Consider the following 22,013-nt stretch of genomic DNA (forward strand, 5'->3'; position numbering starts at 1 on the left):
CACAGGCGCACACGTTCGACGAGTGAGGCGGCCCACCACGGGGGCCGCCTCACGCATGTCCGTCCCCCGAACGCGGGTCCCCCGGATGCCGCGTCGGCGTAACCCGACCGGGCGTCGGGACGTTGCCGGGCAGTACGCCCCCGCCGACCCATGGATGTGCCTTGCCCCGGTTCAGTGTCATCGTGCCCGTGTACAAGGTGCAGGCGTATCTGCACGCATGCCTCGGATCCGTCCTCGGTCAGTCGTTCACGGACCTCGAACTGATCGTGGTCGACGACTGCTCGCCCGACGCGTGCGGCGCCCTCATCGACGAGTGCGCGGCCGGTGACACCCGGGTGCGGGCCGTGCATCTCAAGGAGAACGTGGGTCTGGGCAGGGCCCGCAACGCGGGCATGGAGCTCGCCACCGGCGACTACCTGATCTTCCTCGACAGCGACGACACCCTCACCCCCGACTCCCTGCACGCGATCTCGGACCGCATCAAGGAGACGGCCGAGCCGGACGTCCTGATCTACGACTACGCGCGCGTGTTCTGGTCGGGCGAGGCCGTGCGCAACCAGTTCTCGGGGCTCCTCAAGGAGGACGGCGACGTCCCCTTCCGGCTGAGCGAGCGGCCCGGCCTGCTGAGGCTCCTGATGGTCGCCTGGAACAAGGCCTACCGCCGCGACTTCATCGAGCGCGAGGGCTTCGTCTTCCCGCCCGGCCTCTACGAGGACACGCCCTGGACGTACCCGGTCCTGATGAAGGCGGGCACGATCGCCACCCTCGACCGGGTCTGCGTGCACTACCTCCAGCGCCGCCGCGGCAGCATCCTGCGCACCACGACGCGTCGGCACTTCGACATCTTCGACCAGTACGAGCGGGTCTTCACGTTCCTCGACCAGCACCCGGAGCTCTCGGCGGCCTGGCGGCCCCTCCTCTTCCGGCGGATGGTCGACCACCTCTCGACGGTCTTCACCAAGCGCGACCGCCTCCCGCGCGGCAGCCGCCCCGCGTTCCTGCGCAAGGCCCGCACCCACTACCGCCGCTACCGCGTCCCCGGCGCACGCCCGCGCGCCCGCACCCGGTTGCGGCACGGCCTCGTACGCCTGGGAACGCACCGCACATACCGCACCCTGTGGACGGCGATGCGCCTGAGAACCAGGGCCCGGCGGTACGCGGCCACCGCGCGGCGCCGCTCCAAGGGCGCCGTGCTGCAACTGCACTACCGCATCCAGCTGCGCCTGCCGGTCCGCGCCGACCGTGCCGTCTTCTCCTCGTACTGGGGTCGCGGCTACGGCTGCAACCCCGGCGCCCTGGAGGCCGCGCTGCGCGAGCACGCCCCGCACATCCGCACCGCGTGGATCGCGGACCCGGTCCACCACCACACCCTGCCGACGGCGACGCGCGGGCTGCGCCCCGGTACGGCGGCGTACTGGACGGCGCTCGCGCGCTCCAAGTACCTCGTCAACAACGTGAACTTCGACCGCAGGATGATCAAACGCCCCGGCCAGATCATGATCCAGACCCAGCACGGCACGCCCCTGAAGCTGATGGGCCTCGACCTCCAGGACCGCCCGGCCGCCGCCCGGGGCATGGACTTCGCCGCCCTCATGCGCAACGCCGACAAATGGGACTACCTCCTGTCGGCGAACCGGCACTCGACGCTGGTCTGGGAGCGTGTGTTCCCCGCCTCCTACACGACCCTGGAGTACGGCTACCCGCGCAACGACATCTACCAGCGGGCCAGCTCCGCCGACGTGGCCCGCCTCCGCGAGACCATCGGCATCCCCCGGGGCGCCGTCGCCATCCTGTACGCGCCCACCCACCGCGACTACCGCCACACGCAGGTGCGCTCCCTCGACCTGGAGCGCGTGCTGCACAACCTCGGCCCCCGCTTCGTCATCCTCACGCGCGCCCATCACTCGTACGGGGCGCCCATGGCTCCCTCGGCGGGCCGCCTGATCGACGTGTCGGACCACCCGAGCGTCGAGTCCCTCTGCCTGGCGTCGGACGCCCTGGTCACGGACTACTCGTCACTGATGTTCGACTACGCCAATCTCGACCGCCCCGTCGTCCTGCACGCCGACGACTGGGAGGCGTACCAGGCGGCCCGCGGCACCTATTTCGACGTGCGCCGGTTCCCGCCCGGCGCCGTCGCCCGCAGCGAGGACGAGCTCACCGACATCTTCGCCACCGGGCACTGGCGCGGCTCGCGCTCGGCGCAGCTGCGCGCGGCGTTCCGAGACCGCTTCTGCGTGTACGACGACGGGCGGGCGGCTGAACGAGTTGTGAGGCATGTGGTGCTCGGCGAGGCAGGGGGTCTACCGTCTGTGACGCCACTGGCGGACCGGCACCCGGCGCCCGCCGCGGGGACGGCCGATGAGCCGCTGCCGCGGGCCGACGCCTCCCGGCCCGCTCCACGTCTCTAGCCGCACCGTGCTTCCGGCGCCCCCACGCGTCCGCCGCACCGTCCTCCGCTCCCCCCACCTCCGGGACCAGATATGCAGAACGCTTCAGCCACCACGCCCACGAACGGCACCGGCCAGCTGCCGCGGCCGCGCGGACTCTCCGATGTGAAGGGCTGGTTCCACCCGGTCGACCAGGTGCTCTTCGACTGGATCATGAGCAGGCAGCTGGACCGGGGCGAGCGGGGTGATCTGGTCGAGCTCGGCGCGTATCTGGGCAAGAGCGCCATCTTCATGGGCGCGTATCTGCGCGCGGAGGAGACCTTCACGGTCTGCGACCTCTTCGACTCGCCCGCCCCCGACGAGGCCAACTCCGCCGAGATGGGCCGCTCGTACGCCACGCTCACGCGCCGCGCCTTCGAGGCCAACTACCGCTCCTTCCACGAGGGTCTGCCGCGGATCGTCCAGGAGCCGTCCTCGGGGATCACCGCACACGTGGCGGCGGACAGCTGCCGCTTCGTGCACATCGACGCCTCGCATCTGTACGAGCACGTCCACGCGGACATCGCCGCGGCCCGGGAGGTGCTCGGGCAGGACGGGATCGTCGTGCTCGACGACTTCCGGGCCGAGCACTGCCCGGGGGTGGCCGCGGCGACGTGGGGCGCGGTGGCGAGCACGGGGCTCAAACCGCTCTGCATCACGGCCACGAAGTTCTACGGAACGTGGGGCGACTACGACGCGATCCACGCCGATCTCGCCGCGTTCCTGAAGGGGCGCGACGACATGTGGCACGGCGCCGAGGAGGTCGCGGGTCTCCCGATGATCCGGATCAGCGGCAAGAAGGCGAAGCCGCCGGAGCAGCCGCCGTCCCGACACGCGGGCGAGGCCACCCCCGAGCGACAGGCCCCGGTGACCGCGCCGTCCACGGCGGCCACCGGCGCCGGGAGCAGGGCCAGGGGCCTGCTGTCGTCCCTGCTCACCCGCTCGGGCCGCTCCTGACGCCGCCGGGGCCCGCAGGAGTACTCAGCGTTCCAGGAGACTCGCAGGAGTACTCAGCGTTCCAGGAGTTCGAACAGCGCCTCCCAGCGCTCAAGCACCCGCGCCTGCGAGAACCGCTGCACGTTCACCCGGGCCCGCTCCCCCATCGCGTCCCGCAGCCGCGGGTTTCCGGTGAGGCGCAGGATGCGGTCGGCGAGGGCCTCGATGTCGCCGGCGGGGGCGAGCAGCCCGTCCTCGCCGTGGCGGACGATCTCGCGCACGCCCGGCGCGCAGTCGAACGCCGCGCACGGCACCGCACTGGCCATGGCCTCCATCAGGGCGAGCGGAAACCCTTCGCCCCGCGAGGACTGCACGAAGAGGGAGCTCTCGGCAAGGACGCCCGGCACATCGCTGGTGCGGCCCCGCCACTCCACGGAACCGTCGAGGCCGAGCCGCGTGCACTGCCTCCTGAGGCTCGCCTCGTCCGCGCCCGCGCCGTAGATCCGCAGCGTCCAGTCGGGCCGCAGCGGAGCCACAAGGGCCCAGGTGTCGACGAGCATGTCGACGCCCTTCTGGTCGGCGAGCCTGCCGATGCTGCACACCACCTTGCCCTCGCGCCGCGAAGGCACCGCGGGGAGGTGGGCGAGCGCGTTGGGCATCGCGCCGACGTTGTGCATGCCGTCGGCGATCCAGTCGTCGGCGTCCTCCTGGGTGAGGGCGAGCCAGCGGTCGACGGACGGGTAGCTGCGTTTGACGGCGCGGTAGCGGTGACAGGCCCGGGTGTAGGCGTACGACTCATGGCTCATGCCGATGACGCGCAGGCCCGCGGTGTCCGCCTCCCTGATCCACTCCATCGGCCAGACCTGCGTGACGATGGCGACCGCGCCGGGTCGCGCCGCACGGAAGAGTTCCGAGAGCCGGTGCACGACGCGGCGCTGGGCGGCGGCCCTCGCGGACTCGCGGCAGCGCGCCACCACGTTCAGGCGGCCCAGGCCGCGTGCCGGGCGCGGAGTCGCGGGATGCTCGCCGTACAGGCTGGTCACGGGGTAGCCGAGGTCGTCAGGGAGCGCCAGTTTCAGCTCGGCCTCGTGGACGCCGATGACGTGCACCCGGTGGCCGTTGCCCTGGAACAGCCGGGCCATCTGGTGGGCCCACGCGGTGACGCCGCCGAGTTCGTCGACGGTGTTCGCGACGAGGAAGAGGTCGCGGCTCTTCGTCGCACCGGGCCCGCTCGCCATCGTCGTGGTCATGCGCCGTCCCTCTTCTCCGTGTTTCCGGACCGCTCGCTGTTTCCGAACCGCTCGCCGAAGAGCGCGTCCACCACGTCGGCCGCGGACCGCCCCTTGTCGTACGCGCCGAACCGCCCGGCGAACGCCCGCCGGGCCTCTGCCCACGCGCCGTCGGCCTGCTTCAGCGTGGCGAGCACGCGAAGGAGCTCCTCCTCCGTCTCGACGACGGGCCCGCCCGCGTCGTCCCGCAGCGCGAAGTAGCTGCCCCGCTCGGCCGCGTACGCGTCGAGGTCGGGCGCGAAGTGCACCAACGGCCGGTCCAGGAGCGCGAAGTCGAACATGATCGACGAGTAGTCGGTCACCAGGACGTCGGCGAGGCAGAGCAGCTCGCTCACGTCGTGGTGGGCCGAGACGTCCACGACCGTGCCGGGCGGGCACACGGGGAGGCTCGCCGCTTCCATGTAGTGGGCGCGCACCAGGAGTACGTGAGTGTCGCCGAAGCGGTCCGCGAACCCGCGTACGTCCAGGGGCAGCCGCACCGGCTTGTTGCCCGAGGGCAGGCCGCGGAACGTCGGCGCGTAGAGCACCACCGCCTTGTGGTCCGGGATGCCGAGGTCGGTGGCGACGGAGGGCCTCGGGAAGCGGCCCGAAGACTCGTCGCGGGCGCGCGCGGCGACCAGGCGGTCGTTGCGCGGGTAGCCGCAGCGCAGCAGCCGCTCGTCGGAGATGCCGTAGGCGCGGGCCAGGGTGTCCACGTCGTGCTCGGAGCGCACCAGGAAGTGGTCGAAGCGGTCGACGGCCTCCTGGAGCCGCTCGCGCTGCGGGGCGTTCTGCGTCTTCAGGCGCGCCTCGTCGAAGCCCATCCGCTTGTACGCGGAGCCGTGCCAGGTCTGGAGGTACGTGGTGTGGCGCGGCTTGGCGAGGTGGTGCGGGAAGCCCTGGTTGTCGATCCAGAACTCCGCGCGGCCAAGGGCCCACAGATAGCGCCAGGACCAACGGCGTACGAGACGGGCCGAGTCGGGGAACCCGTCGGACGAGGCGGCGTACGACCAGGTGCAGCGCAGCCGCAGGCCCCGGTCGAGGATCTCCTGGTGGATGGCGCGGGGGCTGTCGCCGTAGCACTTGCCCGTGTGGCACTCGAAGACCACCGAGCCCTTGCTGACGGGCAGGCGCCGCAGCACACGGCGGTAGACGCGCAGCTTGAACGCCTTGCCGCCGAGCCTGTCCCACCTCTTGCGCAGAGCGCGCAGCCGGAGCCTCAGCTTGCGTGCGGGGCGGAAGTGCGTGGCGTAGTGCAGGGCCGCGCGCACGGTGCGGGCGGCGCGGTGGCGGGGTGTCAGGCGCAGCTCCAGCCTGTTCGCGCCGGTCACGGTGATCCCGTGGCCCGTGCCCACGGTCTCCTGCTCGGCGACGAGTTCGGTGGTGATGTCCTGGCCGCCCGCGGCGAGTTGAAGCCGAGGCTCCCAGGCCCGGTCGCGGATGCCGAGGTCCCGCAGTGCGGCGGTGAGGTCCACCGTGGCCCGCCAGACGACGGCGCCGCCGTCGTAGTGCACCTCCTGGACGGGTACGCACAAGCCGCGCCGTCTCGTGTCCGTGCCGCGCACCCGCACGTCGAGCCAGGCGGTGAGCGGCGGCCGGTCGGGCACCAGGCCGCCGGGCAGTACGACCTTCCCTTCGAGGACCGCCTCGACGCCCTGCACGGCGCACCTGGTGAGCCGGTTCAGGAGGCGGACGTCACCCAACCCCCGGTGCTGGTGGCCGAGTTCACTGACGTCGAGCACTTCTCGTACGCGAGGGTCGTCGAGTCCCTCCGCGTGCCAGTAGACCTTCCCCTCCCACTCGGTCAGCTCCGACACGACGGTGCCCGGCCGCCCGAGGGCGTAGGCGGCCGCCAGCACGCCGTCCGTGTCGCCGTCGGCGAGCAGCCGCACGCACACCCGCTCAACGGGTTCGAGGGCGTCCAGGGCGCGGGTGTCCGCTCGGGCTTCGAGGTGCGGGGCGAGTGCGGCGGTGGCCCGGCGCCGGTCCGCCGCGGTGAGCCGGGGGAACGTACGGGCGAAGGGCAGCACGTGGTCGGTGAGGAAGGCCCGTTCACGCCGGTCGCACAGGTCGAGCCGGCCCAGGGTGATGAGGAGGGCCGCGACGCGGTCGTTGGCCTCGGCGAGTGCGGGGGTCTCGCGGGCGTGGTCGGGCTCGGCGCGGTGGGTGGTGATGAGGTTCGGTACGAGGGTGATGCCGCGGGCCGCGAGGACCGCCTCGACGCCGAAGAGGACCTCGCTGTGCGCGAGGTCCTCGACGTACCGCAGACGCGCCGCGTGGAGGAGGTCCCTGCGGACGCAGAAGCCGGTGACCAGGGAGTCCCTGGCGACGAGTTCGGGGACGTCGGAGAGGTTCTCGACGCTCCGGGTCCGCGCGTGCAGTTGAGGATGCCAGAGCGGGCCGCGCTCCTTCTTGCCGCCGCCCGCGAGCCGGGTCCAGCGCCCGGCCACCAGGTCGGCGCCCGTGGTGCGCGCGGCGTCGAAGAGGTTGCGGCAGGCGTGCCGCTCCAGGAGTTCGCCCTCGCCGAGCACGATGACGTACCGCCCGCGTGCCGCGTCGAGCCCGAGGTTCCGCGCCGCGGCGACGGACATCGGGCGCCCGGCCCGGACCAGCCGCACCCGGTGCGGCTGATCGGCGGCGAGCGCCTGTGCCGTGTCGCGGGCGGGTCCGTCCGCCCCGGGGTCGACGACGACGGCCTCGACGTTGGCCATCGTCTGGTCGAGCACGGACCGCACCGACTGTTCGAGCGCGTCGGTGTCCTGGCCCGCGACCACGACACAGCTGACGTCGTGCAGTTCCGGCGTGCTCATGCGCGGCCTCCCTCGAGCATGGCGTCCGCGACGCCCGCGGCCGCGTTCCCGTCGTCCAGATCGCAGAAGACCTCGCGGAACCTGTCGTACGCGTCGGCGTACGCGGCGGTGGCGGCCTCGGGGTCGCGCAGCGCGGCGATCACCTCGTCGCTGGTGGCGAGCAGCGGTCCGGGCGCCTGGGCCGCGAAGTCGAAGCAGAAGCCCCGCAGGGTGTCGCGGTAGTGGTCGAGGTCGTAGGTGTGGAAGAGCATCGGGCGCCCGGTCTGCGCGAAGTCGAACATCAGGGACGAGTAGTCGGTCACCAGGACGTCGCTGATCAGGAGCAGTTCGCTGACGTCCGGGTGGCGGGTGACGTCGCGTACGAAGTCCGAGCCGGGGACGGTGCCGCCGACGAGGTAGTGCCTGCGGACGAGGAGGATCTGGTCGTCGCCGATGGCACGTTCGGCGGCTTCGAGGTCGAGCTGGAGGTCGAGGCCGTAGCGGCCCGCCTGCTTGGGCTGGTTCTCGCGCCAGGTGGGCGCGTACAGGACGACGCGTCTGCCCTCGGGGATGCCGAGTCGTTCGCGCACGGAGGCGGCGACCTTCGCCCGGTCGGCGGCGTGCAGCAGGTCGTTGCGCGGATAGCCGCGCTCCAGGACCTCGCCGGTGTAGCCGAAGGCGCGGCGCAGGACGGGCGTGGAGAAGCGGTTCGGCGAGACGAGCACGCTCCACTGGGCCGCGCGCCCCGGCAGGGTGTCCATGTAGGCGCGGTCGCCGGACGAGCGGCCCGCGAGGTCGAGGCCGATGCGCTTGAGCGGGGTGCCGTGCCAGGTCTGCACGACGTACTGGCCCGCTGCACGCTCGAACCATTCGGGCAGCTGGGTGTTGGTGACGAGGTAGCGGCAGCGGGCCAGGGCCTCGTACCACTCGGCGCTCCACAGGGCGACGGGCGTGGCGCTCCCGGGCAGCGCCACCTGCTGGTCGCGGACCACCCAGAGGTGTTCGAGGTCGGCGCCCTTGGCGACCAGGTGCTCGTGCACGGCGCGGGGCGAGTCCGAGTACTGCCGTCCGTCGAAGCTGCAGTACAGGACGGCGTCCCGCAGCGGCTCGGCGCGCCGCGCCGCGTACACCTCGCGCAGGCGGCGCTGGCGCGGGCCGCCCCGGTCGGCCATGGGGAGCGCGGAGCCCGAGCGCAGGTGCAGGCCGTCGTGGGCGTGGCGCTTCAGGCTGATGTCACGGCCCGACCGGGTGCGCACCAGCGGGAGTTCACCGCTCATGCCCGGCGCCACGCACACCGGGGTGTACTGCTCGGGGTCGCTCTCGCCCGGCGCGCGCAACAAGAGGTTCCAGCGTCCTTCGGCGAGCGGCAGGGTGCCGCCGGGGCCCGGCACGGCCTCGGGACGCAGCGTCGCGGTGAACCGGCCGCCCTCGATCCGCACCGGCGTCACGGCCTCGTCGCCGTGCCCGGCGTGGACGAGGACCAGCTCTCCCGCGCGGGCCGCCGTGTCGGGGTGGCTGCCCTCGATGACCAGTTCGTCGTCCCAGGTCACGGCGTCGACGAGCGGGCGTACGGTCTGGTCGCGCAGCTCCAGGTTCCCCGACGCGTTGGCGAGGACGAGGAGTTCACGCCCCGGCAGCAGTCCGTAGCGCCCGGGCGGCACATCGGGGCAGGCGGCGAGCGGTGTGCGGTCGCCGCCCTCGCGGATGATCGCGACGCCCCAGGGGTCGGCCTTGCGCGGCAGCCCTGTGCGCGCGTCCTCTCCGGCGTGGAAGAGGGCGAGCGGCACATCGGCGCTGAATTCGCGGCCGTTGACCAGGGCCGGGGCGTAGTGCGCCTCCTTGGTGTGCCAGTTCTCGATCCGCAGGGCGTCGACGGCCGGGGACTCCCCCGGCGCGAGCCTGCCGTGCAGCCGGACGACGCCGCCGCACCCCTCGTGCGCGACGAGCCGCGCCGCCACCCGCTCCGTGCGCAGCCGCAGCCGCCCCTTGCTGAGGGTGACGGCCACCCGCAGGAACTCCTCCAGATACCGCACGGGAAGCCGCGGCGCGGCGCTCGTGCGCACCGGTCCCGTGCGCGGCAGGAGCCCGCTGACCACGCCCATCTCCACCTTCCAGGTGGTGCCGCGCGCCTTGGTGACGGTCCTGCGGGGGTCGATGACCGTCTCGAACCCCGACCGGTCGTAGCTGTGCAGGCCCTGCTTGGAGCGGTACGTCGCCTCGCGCGCCCGCACCGTGCGCAGCTTCAGCGGAAGGACGCGCCGCCGCCCCGCCCGCAGCCAGGCGACCCTGGCGTGCGCCCCGATCCGCCCGGCGGGCAGGTTGGGGATGTAGGCGTATCCCTTGAGCCGCAGCTTTCCCTGCTCGTCCCAGGCGGCGTGCGTGAGTTCCGCGGTGAGCGGCAGGTCGGAACGTTTCAGGGCGACGGTCTCGCGCGGCAGGCCGCCGATCCCGGGGAAGTCGGCCCGGCGTGCGCGCAGGCCGCGGACGCGGAAGGCGCCGGGGTGGGACTTCTCGAACGCCATGAAGGTGAGGAGTTCGGTGACCCGACACTGGCGGATGAGCTGCCAGCGCACGCGCAGCGGGAGCGGCAGCGCGGCGACGACCGCGGGGTCGACGGTGTCGACGAAGGCGTTGGCCTGCTCCAGGAAAGCGTCGTGGTACGTGGCGTCGCCGTGCGGCAGGGCCTCCATGAACAGCCACAGATCCCCGGAGAGCACCGTGGCGTCGTAGCGCCGCTTGGCGCGGGCGAAGACCTTCGCCCGCGGGGTGCCCGCCGCCTCCGCGGCCTTCGAGGCGAGGAAGCCACTGGCCGCGAGGACGGCGGCCGTGCGGTCGCGGACGGCGCGGGGCTTGGCGCGGCGGCTCGTGATGGAGCCGTCGCGGTCGCGCCAGAGGTAGACGGGCTCCTTCAGCACGTCGACGGACTCGGCGAGGAAGTGGGCGGGGATCATGACGGGGGTGTCCTCGAACAGCACGCCTTCGGGGAAGACGAACGCGTGCCGGTCCCAGAAGTCCCTGCGGAAGACCTTGTTGCAGGCGATGCGGTCGCCGAGCAGATCCCAGTCGCGGGTGACGTGCGTGCCGCTGCGGTCGCTCTCCATCACCTTGCGGAACATCGGGGACTGCTCGCTCCTGCCGCCGGAGCGCAGCCGGTGGACGTTGCCGGTGACGAAGTCGGATCCTGACTCCTCAAGGGCGGCGAGCATCCGCTCGTAGGCGTCCCGCGGCACGACGTCGTCGCTGTCGACGAACGCCAGATGCGTCCCGCGCGCCGCGCGCACCCCCGCGTTGCGGGCCGCGCCGAGTCCCGCGTTCTCCTGCTCGACGAGCCGGAATCTGCCGTCCCCGTCGGCGAACTCGCGGGCGATGCGCGCACTCCCGTCGGTGGAACCGTCGTTGACCATGACGACTTCGAGATCCGGCATGGTCTGCTCGGCCAGTGACCGTAGGCAGGGGCCGAGGAACTCCTCGACGTTGTAGACGGGGACGACGACGGCGAGTCGGGGTGTCATGCGCTGCGCACATTCCTTCCGGAGTACTGATGGGCACGGCTGCGCGTCCTGCGGGGGGCCACCCGGTTAACAACCACCGCCCTTCCGGGTCACCCGCGCAGGGCCATTCGAGTGAGCACGCGAGGGGCCCCGCGCCCGGCAGCTCGGGGCTGCCGGACACAGGGCCCGCTCACATACCTGCCACATACAGTTGGTTGACTCCCGAGTCACGGCTTGACGGCGATGCGTCCCTCGTCCATGCGCAGGAGCAGCAGCCGTTCGCCGGTCTTCTCCATGAACTCGTCGACCGCCTGACGCGATCCCTGCCAGTAGCCGTAGTCATCGATGAGCAGGACCCCGCCGCTGACCAACCGCGGGTACAGCTCTTCGAGTTCGTGCTTGGTCGAGGCGTACCAGTCGGTGTCCAGACGCAGGATGGAGATCTGCTCGGGCGCCTCGCGCGGGACGGTCTCCTCGACCATTCCCCGTACGTAGTGCACGCGCTCCTTGGGGTAAGGCACCTTCTCGAAGCCGGACTTGACGTCGTCGAGCGAGGCGACGGCCCAGATCGGGCGGTCCTTTCCCTGCAGCTTGAGCAGCTCCTCGGCGGACTTGCCGTCCAGGCGCAGGTCCTCCTCGGTGGGCGGGGTCATGCCCTCATAGGTGTCGAAGAGGTACAGGTCGCGCTCGGTCACCCCGGCGGCGAGCAGCGCCTTCGCGCAGGCCTGCATCGAACCGCCGCGCCACACACCGCACTCGACGATGTCGCCGGGGATGTCGTGCCGCACGACGTGCCGGGTCGCCAGGATGAAGGCGTTCAGCCGTTCGGGAGAGGTCATCGTGTACGGCTTCACCGCACGGATGATGTCCTTCGCCTCGTCGTCGTAGTCGGCGGGGAGGTTCAGGGCCTTCGGCTTGGGCTTCGGCTTCGATGCCGGGGTGGGCTTTTGCGCCGGGGCCGCCGCCGAGCGCGGGGCCGGTACGGGCTTGCGCGTCAGCTGGTATCCGGTCAATTGCTTCAGTGCGCCATTCACAGCGCGTCGCCATGCCATGGAAGCGGACAGTACGCTCAACTCATCCTTCATGTCACATTTCGTCAACATAGGTTCATGTGCCGTCACTTGGTGCCGAAACGGACTGTGCGGGCTGCACGGGCTGTACGGGCTGCTCCGCCTGCTCGTCCACCGAGCGCGGCGCCACCACCGTCTTCGGTCTGCCGCAGTGCGCGCGGCCCTCGATGGGCTCGGGCAGCGGTACGCCGTCGACCCCGCCGATCCTGTTCGCCCACCACGTGGTCGTGGACCGCACGAAGGCCATGGTGAGACTCGGGTAGTTCCGGGGCCGCTGGAAGACGCCCACGGAGTCGCCCCAGTAGGCGTGCTTGGCGTCGATGCTTCCGTAGGCGTGGCGGATGCCCTTCATGGGCGGGAAGTCCGTGTAGGCCTCGCGGAGTTCGAGCCTGCTGTACGCGGCCATGGCGCGGAACCCGTCGGGGTAGTAGCGCCAGCAGTCCTGCGCGTCGTGCACATGGCCGCGCGAGGGCGCCGTCACGAAGGCGATGCCCCGCGGCTTCAGGACGCGGGCGATCTCCAGCATCGTCGCCCAGAAGAAGGGGATGTGCTCGAACGCCTGCCCGGAGATGACGAAGTCGGCGCTGCGGGACTTCACGGGGATCCGGTACGGCTTCGTCATCACGGCGTCGACGTTGCGGCCGTCGAGCACGTCGACGCCCACGTACTCCGTGTCGCGCCCTTCGAGCAGGGCCTTGTGGGTGCGGGTCTGCCCGTCGGAGACGCGGGCGCCGAGATCGACCACCCGGTGGCGCTTCCCCGCGGGCATGTACCGCTCCACACAGAGTTCCATCTGTTCGTACGCGGACTGGTGCACGTCTCCTCCTCCATGGGCCTCAACGGGGATCTTCTCTGCAAAAACTGCATTTAGCGCGTACCGACACAGCGGCGCCAGCGGTCCGGAGTGCGCCGGGCGCACCACTTCCGCGCCGGTTCCTCGACGTACGTGAACATCGCCCAGGACAGGGCGACCACGGTGACCGCGACGCCCAGGAGCGTGAACACCGCGGAGTTCTCCGGCTGCGGGCGGCCCCAGGTGTCGAGGATCAGGCGGTTGACGGTCTGGTGCAGCAGATAGAAGGCGTACGACCAGAGGCCGAGCAGCACCATCGGGCGCGAGCAGAGCCAGCCGCGCCGCCCTGTCAGCTCGCGCTGGACGTAGGCGGCGATGAACAGGACGGCGAAGAGCGCGGCGAACGGCCGCAGGGTCCACAGGAGTTGTGCGGCCACGTGCGGGCCGAACCAGGTCGTGCGGTGGCAGTACAGGACGGCGTACGCGGCGAGGCAGGCGAGCAGCACGGGCGGGTGGAGCCGGAAGCGGTGCCCCCGGCGCAGGGCGAGCGCGCAGGCCATTCCGACGCCGAACTCGGGGAGGCGGCTCACCGGGTTGCGCATGATCCACTCGCTGGCGAAGGGCGAGAGATGGACGGCCGTCCACCATTTGACCAGCCACATGGCGAGGAGTCCGCCGCCCGCGAGCAGGGCGAGGGTGCGGGTGCGCAGGCGCAGGGCGCCGCGGATCGCGAACGGGAAGAGAAGGTAGAAGAAGGCCTCGACGCTGAGTGTCCAGGCGACGCCGTTGCCGGGGAGCGTCGGCACGACACCGGGGAACCAGGTCTGCACGAGGAAGAGCGAGGCCACGAAGCTGAAGTCGTCCGTCGGCACCCCGCCCCAGAGGTAGAAGACCCAGATGCAGGGGATGGTCGCGACCAGGTGGGCGGGCAGGATGCGACCCGCCCTGCGCCAGTAGAAGAGGCGGGCGAGGGTGCCGGGGCGGTGCCCCCAGGTGAGCAGGAAGCCGGAGAGCACGAAGAAGAACCCCACACCGTTCGCGCCGAGCGTCGAGTACGGGAAGAGCAGCGGCGCGTGGGCCACGCCGCCCTGTGCGCTGAGGCCGGTGAAGTGGTGCACGAACACCGCGAAGGCGGCGATGAAGCGCATCCCGGTGAGGGAGTCGACCCGGGGTGCGGGCTCGGTGGCTGCGGGGAGTCCGGGGAGCGGGCGGGTCTGGCGCGGGAGAGCTGTCGTCATGCGGGGGACCCCTCTCCGGCGCGCAGGACCGGACCGCATCCCGCCGGGCGCATCTGGGCGGCCATGTCGTCCAGGGCCGGGCGCACGCGTTCGCGCAGTGCGGCGATCCGGGCCGGGTCCTTCACCGCGTCGGCCCGGACGAAGTCGCCGCCGTCACCCTCGATGTGGAGGGGGACGTAGCCCGCGGCTGCCAGGAGGGGCGGGGTCAGGCCCGATCTGCGGGTCCAGGCGGCGTGTACGTGGAGCAGTTCGGGGCGCACCTCGTTCAGGACGTAGTCGCGCAGGGCGGCCGTGTCGGCGGCGGCGTACGCGTCGGCGACCCGGCGGTCGGTCAGGCCCGCGAGGTCCACGACGCGCAGCCGCGAGGTGAGCAGGGTGCCGCCCAGGTCGGGCAGGGCCACGGTGGCGTCGCGCAGGCCGAGATGACGGGCGTACGCGTTGAAGGTCTCGCCGTAGCGCTCGGCCACGAAGCACATGGACAGGGTCGGGCGGTGGACGAACCCCCGGTCCCGCGCGGCCTGTCCGGTGGCCGAGAGCAGCAGGGCGCCCGCGAGGGCGCAGCCGAGGAGGACGCGCGCACGAGGGCGCTCCGCCTGCCAGACGGCGACCGCGGCCAGGGCGAGCGCCGTCGCGGCGAGCACCCACACCGGGGTCGCGAAGCGGTACAGCTTCATCCAGTCCCGGCCGAGCACGCCGTACGCCAGGAGGGTCAGGGCGAGGGGGACGAGCAGCGCCGTGAGGGCGCCGCGTGCCGGTCCCGGGCGGGCGAGCGCGATGCCGGCGCAGGCCGCGCCGATCAGGGCGAGCGCCCAGCCGCCGTAGGTCAGCAGCTCGCCGGCGGCGGACAGTTGGGCGAGCCGGGGGGCCTGCTGGGACTTGGCGACCGCCGTGTTGGGGACCCAGAGTCCGAAGGTCGCGTGGCGCCAGAGGAGGAAGGCCGCGTACGGCAACGCGAACGTGCCGCAGCTCAGGGCCACCGCACGCGCGGCCCGCGCGACGCTCTCCCGGCGCAGGAACAGCAGCACGGTCAGCGGAAAGGCCGCCGCGAGTACCGCGCCGTCGGGGCGGGTCAGCGCGGCGAGCAGTGCGAGGGCGCCCGCGCCCACGGCGACGGCGGGCCGCAGCAGGGTGTCGCGCACGGCGGCCCGGACGAGCAGCGCCCCGGTCGCCGCGGCGGTCAGCGCGTACAGCGGGTTCTCAAGTCCCGAGAAGGACCAGGCCACGTACGACAGGTTGGCGGCGAGGACGCCACCGGCAAGCAGCGTCACCACCCAGGCCCGCCCCGGAAGCACGGCCCGCGCCGCCAGGGCCACGCAGGCGAGCACGCCCGCCGTGCAGAGCAGCGCGAGGGCCTTGGGGTAGAGCACCAGGTCGCTGATCCCGAGGAGCGCGCCGTGGTCGAAGAGGCCGAGCCTGCGGCCGATGACGAGCAGGGCCAGCCAGGAGGGGTTGGAGTACCCCTCGACGGGGTCGGCGCCCGGCTGCTGCACGGGGCCTAGGCCCTCGTCGATGCTGCGGGCGTAGGCGAAGGTGACGGCCGCGTCGTCGACGATCCACTGGCCCAGCGAGCTCGCGCGCCAGGTGACCAGGAGGGTCGTGAGCGCCACGGCCGCGGGGTCGGCCCAGCGGCGGCACAAGGCGAGTGCGCGCGGCCCGGGAGCCGAAGAGGGGGCTTCGGCCCGTGGTGCGGACTCCGGTGGTACGGATTCCGGTGGTACGGATGGTTCCTTACGGCGCTGGAACTGCGCGGGAGACATAACCATTAAGGGGCATAACACCACAAATTGCCCCGAGTTACGCCCACGTCCGCCAGCCGGGTGACCCGTACGCGGCCTCACCCCATACCGGAGCGAACAACGGGCACATCGGAGCGGACTACGGGCAAAGTGGCCCAATGCACCACATTGGGTTCACGCCATGACCCCGGCCACGCCGCCCGCCGTGCGGCGGCTCCTCGCCACCGCGAGGACCACGCGCTTTCGCGCGGAACGCGCCGTGGCGGGCCGGGTCGGCGGCCGGTCCGGGGGCGGGTCCGGGGGCGGGGCGCAGGCGCTCCTGGCGCCCGTGCATCTGTCGATCCGGGACAGCCGCACGCTCAACCTCGCCGTCGCCGTCCTCCCCGACGAGCAGGTGGAGCGGGCCCGGCTGGTCCTCTCGCGCGGCCACCGCCGGTTCCGGATCCCGCTCGCCTTCGAGCAGCACGCCCACGGGGGGCTGCTGCTCACCGGTACCGCCACGTTGCGCGACGTACGCGACGCGCTCGCCGCGGCGGAGAACACCCCTGCCCACCCGCGCCTCGGCGAAGGCGTCTGGCGGCTCACGGTCGTCACCGCCGACGCCCGCGGACGCGAACTGCGGCGCGGCATCGGCATCGACGGGGACACCGAACTGCCGCCCACCCCCACCCTTCTGCACGCCCCCGACCCCCGCACCGGCACGCTCATCCGCGTCGTCCGGTGCCGCAGCGGGCGCGCGGTGCTGCAAGTGACCCGGTCCAAGCCGCGCGCGGAGCTCCTGCGGTTCGTGCCCGGCGGCGACGGCATCACCGTGCACGGGCGGCTCGTCATGACGGGCGACCGGCGGCGGTGGCGGGCGAAGGCCGTGCGGCGGCGGGACGGCGTCACCGTGCCCGTCGGGGCGGTGTGGGACGGCGCCGAGTTCAGCTTCCGGCTGCCCCTCGGGGAGATGGCGGGGGCGAGCCCCGGGCAGTGGGTGTGGGACTTCCACGTGGAGGCCGAGAGCCGCGCCGCCGCCCCGCTCCCCCTCGGGCGGTGGCTCTCCGACGTGCGCGACCCCTCGGCCGCCTGCCCCACCCCCTTCCGTGTCTTCGCCCTGCCGGGCGGCGCCCTGGTCCGCGCCCACGCCCACTTCACCAAGTCCGGCGCCTTCGCCCTGACGTGCTGGGACATCTCGAAGGAGACCTCATGAAGATCACGTACCTCCTCGGCTGGGGCGACGAGATGGGCGGCACCGAGCTGGCCACCTACACCCAGGCGCAGCACCTCGCCGACCGGCACGACGTCGAGGTCATCTCCGTCTTCCGGACCCGCCCCGAGCCCTTCTTCCCCGAGGCCCGCAGCCTCCCCGTCCGCTATCTCGTCGACCGCACGGCGGCCCCCGAGCGCCCGGTGCGCGCGTCGCGCCTCGACGAGGCCGCCTGCCGCACCCTCGCCGCACTGCCCAGCGAACTGATCAAGCCCTCCTGGGAGTCCGCCTTCGACCGCCTCTCCGACGTCGAGATGGCCGCCGCCCTGACCACCCTGGACACCGACGTCCTGGTCACCACGACCCCCGCCCTGATGGCCGCCGCCGTCGGGCTCGTCCCGGCCGATGTCGTCACCGTGCACCAGGAGCACCGCCCGACCCAGCGCCGCGGCCCCTCCGGCGAACCCCTGCTCCTGCACGCGCCGCGCCTGGACGCCCTGGTCACCCTCACCGAGCGCACCCGCGACTGGATCGCGGAGTCCCTCGGCGCCACCGCCCCCGAGCTCGCGGTCATCCCGAACGCCGTGCCCGACGGCTTCAGGCCCCGCGCCGACGGCGAGAGCAAGATCATCGTCATGGCCGCGCGGCTCACCGGCGAGAAGCGCGTCGACCACGCCGTGCGGGCCTTCGCCGAGATCGCCGACGCCTACCCGGACTGGACCCTGCGGGTCTTCGGCGGCGGCCACCGCGAGCAGCAGCTGCGCCGCCTGGTCGACGGCTTCGGCCTGCAGGACCGCGTCGAACTCCTCGGCCCCTGCCAGGACATGGCCGCCGAGTGGGCCAAGGCAGGGCTCACCCTGATGACCGCCGGGCACAACGAGGCCTTCCCGCTCGTGCTGCTCGAAGCACTCGCCGCGGGTGTGCCCGTCGTCGCGTACGACGTCCTGACCGGGCCCGCCGAGATCGTCAGGCACCGCGTCGACGGGCTGCTCGTACCGCCCGGCCAGATCCATGAACTGGCCTCCGCCATGAGCGAGTTGATGGGTGATCCCGAAACCCGCCGGAGCTACGCCCATGCCGCCCGCGAAGGCGTCTACGCCCGCTTCTCCTCCACCGACGTCACCGCGCGCTGGCAGGAGCTGTACTCACGGCTCGTGGCCCGGCGCGACGCCCCCGAGCGGCTCGACGACCGCGCGGACCGGGTGGCGCTCGGTGTCGCGTCCGGCGGCTGCGGCTTCCGCCCGACCACGCCGTACACCCTAGACGCCGCGCCGGGCGTCGACGAGCGGGCCCGCGAGGACGAGATCATCGCCGCCGACACCAGCGGCATCCTCATCCGCTCGGTGGGCCGTCTCGCCGAGCGCCGTGACGACGTCCTCGCGCCCGACATGACCGACTGGAACCTCGAACTCACCGCCACCGCGCTTGAGTCCGAGGACATTCCCTACGTCCTCGTCCGCACGTCGGGCACCACGCACACCCTCGCGGTCGCCGACGACGAACGCGACGGCGCGCTCAAGGCGATCGCCGAGTCCCTGCACGGTCAGCCCGTGTACGCCGAGCTGATCCATCCACGGGACGCCGCACCCGGAGTCGTGCTCGCCGAGCGCCTCGACGGCATCGGCGAGGTCGCGGGCGTCAAGATCTTCAAGCCGGTGACCACGACGACGCTCTCCCTGCGGCACGGTGTCGGACAGTCCTGCACGGTGGCGTTCTGGCCGCGGGTCGCCGACGGCGTGACCGACGGAGCCGACACTGCCGACAGAGCCGACACAGCCACCGGAAGCGACGCCCGGCGCGCGCCCTTCGGCAGCACCCTCGCCGGGTCGGAACTGCCCTCCCTCTCCCCCACCGCCACCCTGCGCGTCGCGGACCGCACGTACCCGACCCTCGACGTCTTCTCCCAACTCCTCATCAGCGACGTCGACTTCCCCGTCGACGCCGTCTACACCTGGGTCGACGACTCCGACCCCCAGTGGCGCGCCCGCCGCGAGGAGGCCCTCGGCGTCCCCGAAGACGAATCGTCGCCGGACCACGGAACCGTCCGCTTCCGCAACCGCGACGAGCTGCGCTACTCACTGCGCTCCCTGGCGGCGAACGCGCCCTGGATCCGGCACATCTACCTCGTCACGGCGGGCCAGACCCCGTCCTGGCTGAACGAGGCACACCCGGGCATCACGGTCATCGACCACCGCGACCTGTTCGCCGACCCGGACGACGCGCTCCCCACCTTCAACTCCCACTCCATCGAGAGCCAACTGCACCGCATCGAGGGCCTGTCGGAGCACTTCCTCTACCTCAACGACGACATGTTCCTCGGCCGCCCCACCACCCCGGAGACCTTCTTCCTCAGCTCGGGCATCTCCCGCTTCTTCTGGTCGTCGGCGTCCGTGCCCGCGCTGCCCGTCTCACCGGACGACGAGGGCTATCTGGCAGCGGCGAAGAACAACCGGGCCCTGCTCCGGCGGGAGTTCGGCAGGACGACGACGCACAGCTTCTTCCACGCGCCCTACGCCCTGCACCGCAGCGTCCTCGCGGAGCTGACCGAGCGCTTCCCGGACGAGCTCGGAGCCACCGCGCGCAGCCGCTTCCGCTCGAACAGCGACCTCGCCCTGGTGTCGTCCCTGCACCACCACTACGCCTACCTCACGGGACGCGCGGTACCGGCGGGCATCTCCTACGACTTCGTCGACATCGGAAGGCGCGCCGACCACGCGCGCCTGGGCCAGCTGCTCCAGGGCCGCAACAAGACGGCCTTCTGCATCGGCGAGTCCCCGGACAGCGAGCTCGCCGACGAGGAGATGGCGCTGGCCATGCGCTCGTTCCTCGCGGCGTACTTCCCGGTCCGCTCGCCCTACGAGCGGGGCTGAACGGCTAAGCGCGGGGCTGGCCTCCTGCGCGCCTACTGCGACAGGAACAGCCGCCGGACCACGCGTTCGGCGGCGCCCCCGTCGTCGTACGGGCAGAACCGCGCCCGGAAGGCCTTGCGCAGCCGCGCCGTCTTTGCCGTGTCCCACTCGCCGTCGCGGAAGAGCCCGGCGAGCTCGTCCTCGGTGGTGGCCACGGCCCCCGGCGTCTCGCCCGCGCGCCCCGACAGGAGGTCGAAGTAGGTGCCGCGGGCGAGGCGGTAGGCCTGCCAGTCGGGGGCGTACGTCACGATCGGGCGGTCCAGGCAGGCGTAGTCGAACATCAGCGACGAGTAGTCCGTGACGAGGGCGTCGGCGGCCAGGCAGAGGTCCTCCACGCGCGCGTGCCCGGTGACGTCGATGAGCTGCGGGTGGTGGCGCAGGCCCGCGTCGGCGCCGTAGAAGTAGTGGGCGCGCACGAGCACGACGTACGAGGGGCCGAGCGAGTCCACGAAGCGCTCCAGGTCGATGCGGGGCAGGAAGCCCTTCTGGTAGTCGCGGTGGGTGGGGGCGTAGAGCAGGACGGTGCGTCCGTCCGCGATCCCCAGCTCCTCGCGGATCTGCTGGACTTCCGCGTCGCCCGCCGTGAAGTAGACGTCGTTGCGCGGATAGCCCGCCTCCAGGGCCTGGTACGCCGTCGAGGGGTAGACCCGCTCCCAGACCTCCGTGGAGTGCGGGTTCGCGGAGAGGCTGAAGTCCCACTGGTCGGTGTGGTCGAGGACCTTCTGGAAGCTGATGCCGTGCGTGCCCGCGGGGTAGCGGCGCTGGTCGAGGCCCATCTTCTTGAGCGGGGTTCCGTGGTGGGTCTGGAGGTAGACCTGGCCGGGCCGCTTGGTGAATCCGCCGGGGAAGCTGGAGTTGTTGATCAGGTACGTCGCTCGCGCCATCGCCTGCCAGTAGCGCCGCGAGCCTTCGACGACGTACTCGACCCCGGCGGGCACGCGGTGCTTGTGCCGGGACGAGACCACCCACACACCCTTGATGTGCGGGGCGAGTTCGCGGGCCTTGGCGTGGATGGCGGCGGGGTTGCAGGAGATCCCGCGGTTCCAGTAGGCGCCGTAGACCGCGAGGTGGGGATCGAGGGGGCGGCGCAGGTCGGTGCGGTAGGCCAGGCGCATGGCGCGGGCGCGGAGCTTCTTCTTCCGCTCCTTGAGCTTCTGGGTGACGCCCTTCCTGCGGGAGCGGCTCTTGCGCTGCGCTTCGTAGGCGGCGTACGAGGCGGTGGCGAGGGCCTTCTCCCCCGGTGTGGTCGCCGCCTCGACCGGCCCGTACGTCCGGTAGAGGCGGGCCGCCCCGCGGAAGAAGTCACGCCGGTCGCGCGGCGCGATGCGCCCGGCGTCGTCGAGCACCGCGAGCAGATGCGCGGCGGCGTGCGGGGCGAGCCGGGCGCGGTCGGCCGGGTCGGCGGCGGCGAGCAGTTCCTCGTACCGCCCGATGACGGCGAAGTGCGCCCGGCCCGGTGACGTCGCGAAGCTGCCGCCGCGCCGCTCGCGCCAGCGGACGCACGCCTTGTCGAGGACGGCGGCGCGCCCGCCCGCGGCCAGGGTCGCGCGCCGCACCGGCACCACGTCCTCGTACGCCCCGTCGCTGAACGCGAGGCGGCGCTCCTGCCAGAACCCGCGCCGGAAGACGCGGTTCCAGGCGGCGACGGTCACGGCCAGGGGGTCTCCCGTCAGGTCGTCGCCGCCCGCGCGCACGTTCTCCCACCAGTCGACGCGGTCGTGGCCGAAGAGCAGGACGTCCGGGGCCCCGGCCTCGTCGAGAGACCCGTCGCGAGCCGCGTCGATCGCCCCGTCGATCGCCTCCAGGGCGCCCGGCAGGAGCAGGTCGTCGCCGTCGAGGAAGAGGAGGTAGTCGCCGGTGGCGCGGTCCGCGCCGATGTTGCGGGCGGGGCCCGCGCCCGCGTGCGCCGGGACGCGCACGAGTTGCACGCGCGGGTCGCGCTCAGCGGACTCCGCGGCGATCGCGGCGGAGGCGTCCGGCGACGCGTCGTCCACGACGATCAGCTCCAGATCGCGGTGGCTCTGGGCGAGCACGGAGTCCAGGCACTCCCGCAGATAGCCCTGGACGCGGTGGGCGGGGACGACGACCGAGAAGCGCGACATGAACACCGAAGGTAGTCAGCCGAACACGTCCTGTCGAAGACCCTGCCTCACTCATTGGGGTGA

At 72.4% G+C, this 22,013-nt stretch carries 12 protein-coding genes; 4 read left to right on the top strand and 8 right to left on the bottom strand.

What is annotated here, in order from left to right:
• Positions 1-161: 161 nt before the first annotated feature.
• Positions 162-2,411 (top strand): bifunctional glycosyltransferase/CDP-glycerol:glycerophosphate glycerophosphotransferase, encoded by a 2,250-nt coding sequence (locus ACZ5CR_RS23200; RefSeq protein ID WP_468860231.1) that lies wholly within the window; start codon positions 162-164, stop codon positions 2,409-2,411.
• 72 nt (positions 2,412-2,483) lie between these two features.
• The gene (locus ACZ5CR_RS23205) at positions 2,484-3,386 is read left to right on the top strand and encodes a class I SAM-dependent methyltransferase (protein ID WP_468860233.1); all 903 of its coding nucleotides are present in this window, start codon (positions 2,484-2,486) and stop codon (positions 3,384-3,386) included.
• Between the two features lie 53 nt (positions 3,387-3,439).
• On the opposite strand, the gene ACZ5CR_RS23210 is transcribed toward ACZ5CR_RS23205, so the two are convergent.
• The 7 genes from ACZ5CR_RS23210 to ACZ5CR_RS23240 form a co-directional block, all read right to left on the bottom strand.
• Positions 3,440-4,615, bottom strand: a complete 1,176-nt coding sequence (locus ACZ5CR_RS23210) for a glycosyltransferase (RefSeq protein ID WP_468860235.1) — start codon at positions 4,613-4,615, stop codon at positions 3,440-3,442.
• Positions 4,612-7,443: a bifunctional glycosyltransferase/CDP-glycerol:glycerophosphate glycerophosphotransferase gene (locus ACZ5CR_RS23215; protein ID WP_468860237.1), complete on the bottom strand. Its 2,832-nt coding sequence runs from the start codon at positions 7,441-7,443 to the stop codon at positions 4,612-4,614. The genes ACZ5CR_RS23210 and ACZ5CR_RS23215 overlap by 4 nt, the downstream gene beginning before the upstream one ends.
• Positions 7,440-10,934 carry a bifunctional glycosyltransferase/CDP-glycerol:glycerophosphate glycerophosphotransferase gene (locus ACZ5CR_RS23220; protein ID WP_468860239.1) on the bottom strand — a complete coding sequence of 1,165 codons (3,495 nt, stop codon included), beginning with the start codon at positions 10,932-10,934 and terminating at the stop codon, positions 7,440-7,442. The genes ACZ5CR_RS23215 and ACZ5CR_RS23220 overlap by 4 nt, the downstream gene beginning before the upstream one ends.
• 206 nt (positions 10,935-11,140) lie before the next feature.
• A complete protein-coding gene (locus tag ACZ5CR_RS23225; RefSeq protein ID WP_468860241.1) occupies positions 11,141-11,965 on the bottom strand; it encodes a TylF/MycF/NovP-related O-methyltransferase in 825 nt (274 codons plus the stop codon).
• A gap of 55 nt (positions 11,966-12,020) precedes the next feature.
• Complete coding sequence (locus tag ACZ5CR_RS23230; RefSeq protein WP_468860243.1) at positions 12,021-12,800, bottom strand: class I SAM-dependent methyltransferase; 780 nt, start codon at positions 12,798-12,800, stop codon at positions 12,021-12,023.
• A gap of 50 nt (positions 12,801-12,850) precedes the next feature.
• Entirely contained in the window at positions 12,851-14,014 is a 1,164-nt protein-coding gene (locus tag ACZ5CR_RS23235) for an acyltransferase family protein (RefSeq protein WP_468860245.1), read from the bottom strand.
• Positions 14,011-15,621 carry a hypothetical protein gene (locus ACZ5CR_RS23240; RefSeq protein WP_468860247.1) on the bottom strand — a complete coding sequence of 537 codons (1,611 nt, stop codon included), beginning with the start codon at positions 15,619-15,621 and terminating at the stop codon, positions 14,011-14,013. The genes ACZ5CR_RS23235 and ACZ5CR_RS23240 overlap by 4 nt, the downstream gene beginning before the upstream one ends.
• A gap of 310 nt (positions 15,622-15,931) precedes the next feature.
• Here ACZ5CR_RS23240 and ACZ5CR_RS23245 point away from each other — a divergent pair, with 310 nt between their 5' ends.
• The gene (locus ACZ5CR_RS23245; protein WP_468860248.1) at positions 15,932-16,942 is read left to right on the top strand and encodes a hypothetical protein; all 1,011 of its coding nucleotides are present in this window, start codon (positions 15,932-15,934) and stop codon (positions 16,940-16,942) included.
• Positions 16,939-19,809 (top strand): stealth conserved region 3 domain-containing protein, encoded by a 2,871-nt coding sequence (locus ACZ5CR_RS23250; RefSeq protein ID WP_468860250.1) that lies wholly within the window; start codon positions 16,939-16,941, stop codon positions 19,807-19,809. The genes ACZ5CR_RS23245 and ACZ5CR_RS23250 overlap by 4 nt, the downstream gene beginning before the upstream one ends.
• A 32-nt stretch (positions 19,810-19,841) precedes the next feature.
• Here the strand turns inward: ACZ5CR_RS23250 and ACZ5CR_RS23255 are convergent, their stop codons facing one another.
• Entirely contained in the window at positions 19,842-21,950 is a 2,109-nt protein-coding gene (locus ACZ5CR_RS23255) for a bifunctional glycosyltransferase/CDP-glycerol:glycerophosphate glycerophosphotransferase (protein WP_468860252.1), read from the bottom strand.
• Between the last annotated feature and the right edge of the window lie 63 nt (positions 21,951-22,013).

The organism is Streptomyces sp. NPDC031274, from assembly GCF_055570235.1.

Excerpts from the sequence above, each read along its gene's own strand:
- ACZ5CR_RS23220 (WP_468860239.1), bottom strand. The coding sequence starts at position 10,934 with ATGACACCCCGACTCGCCGTCGTCGTCCCCGTCTACAACGTCGAGGAG.
- ACZ5CR_RS23235 (WP_468860245.1), bottom strand. The coding sequence starts at position 14,014 with ATGACGACAGCTCTCCCGCGCCAGACCCGCCCGCTCCCCGGACTCCCC.
- ACZ5CR_RS23250 (WP_468860250.1), top strand. The coding sequence starts at position 16,939 with ATGAAGATCACGTACCTCCTCGGCTGGGGCGACGAGATGGGCGGCACC.
- ACZ5CR_RS23225 (WP_468860241.1), bottom strand. The coding sequence starts at position 11,965 with ATGGCATGGCGACGCGCTGTGAATGGCGCACTGAAGCAATTGACCGGA.
- ACZ5CR_RS23255 (WP_468860252.1), bottom strand. The coding sequence starts at position 21,950 with ATGTCGCGCTTCTCGGTCGTCGTCCCCGCCCACCGCGTCCAGGGCTAT.
- ACZ5CR_RS23215 (WP_468860237.1), bottom strand. The coding sequence starts at position 7,443 with ATGAGCACGCCGGAACTGCACGACGTCAGCTGTGTCGTGGTCGCGGGC.
- ACZ5CR_RS23245 (WP_468860248.1), top strand. The coding sequence starts at position 15,932 with ATGACCCCGGCCACGCCGCCCGCCGTGCGGCGGCTCCTCGCCACCGCG.
- ACZ5CR_RS23205 (WP_468860233.1), top strand. The coding sequence starts at position 2,484 with ATGCAGAACGCTTCAGCCACCACGCCCACGAACGGCACCGGCCAGCTG.
- ACZ5CR_RS23210 (WP_468860235.1), bottom strand. The coding sequence starts at position 4,615 with ATGACCACGACGATGGCGAGCGGGCCCGGTGCGACGAAGAGCCGCGAC.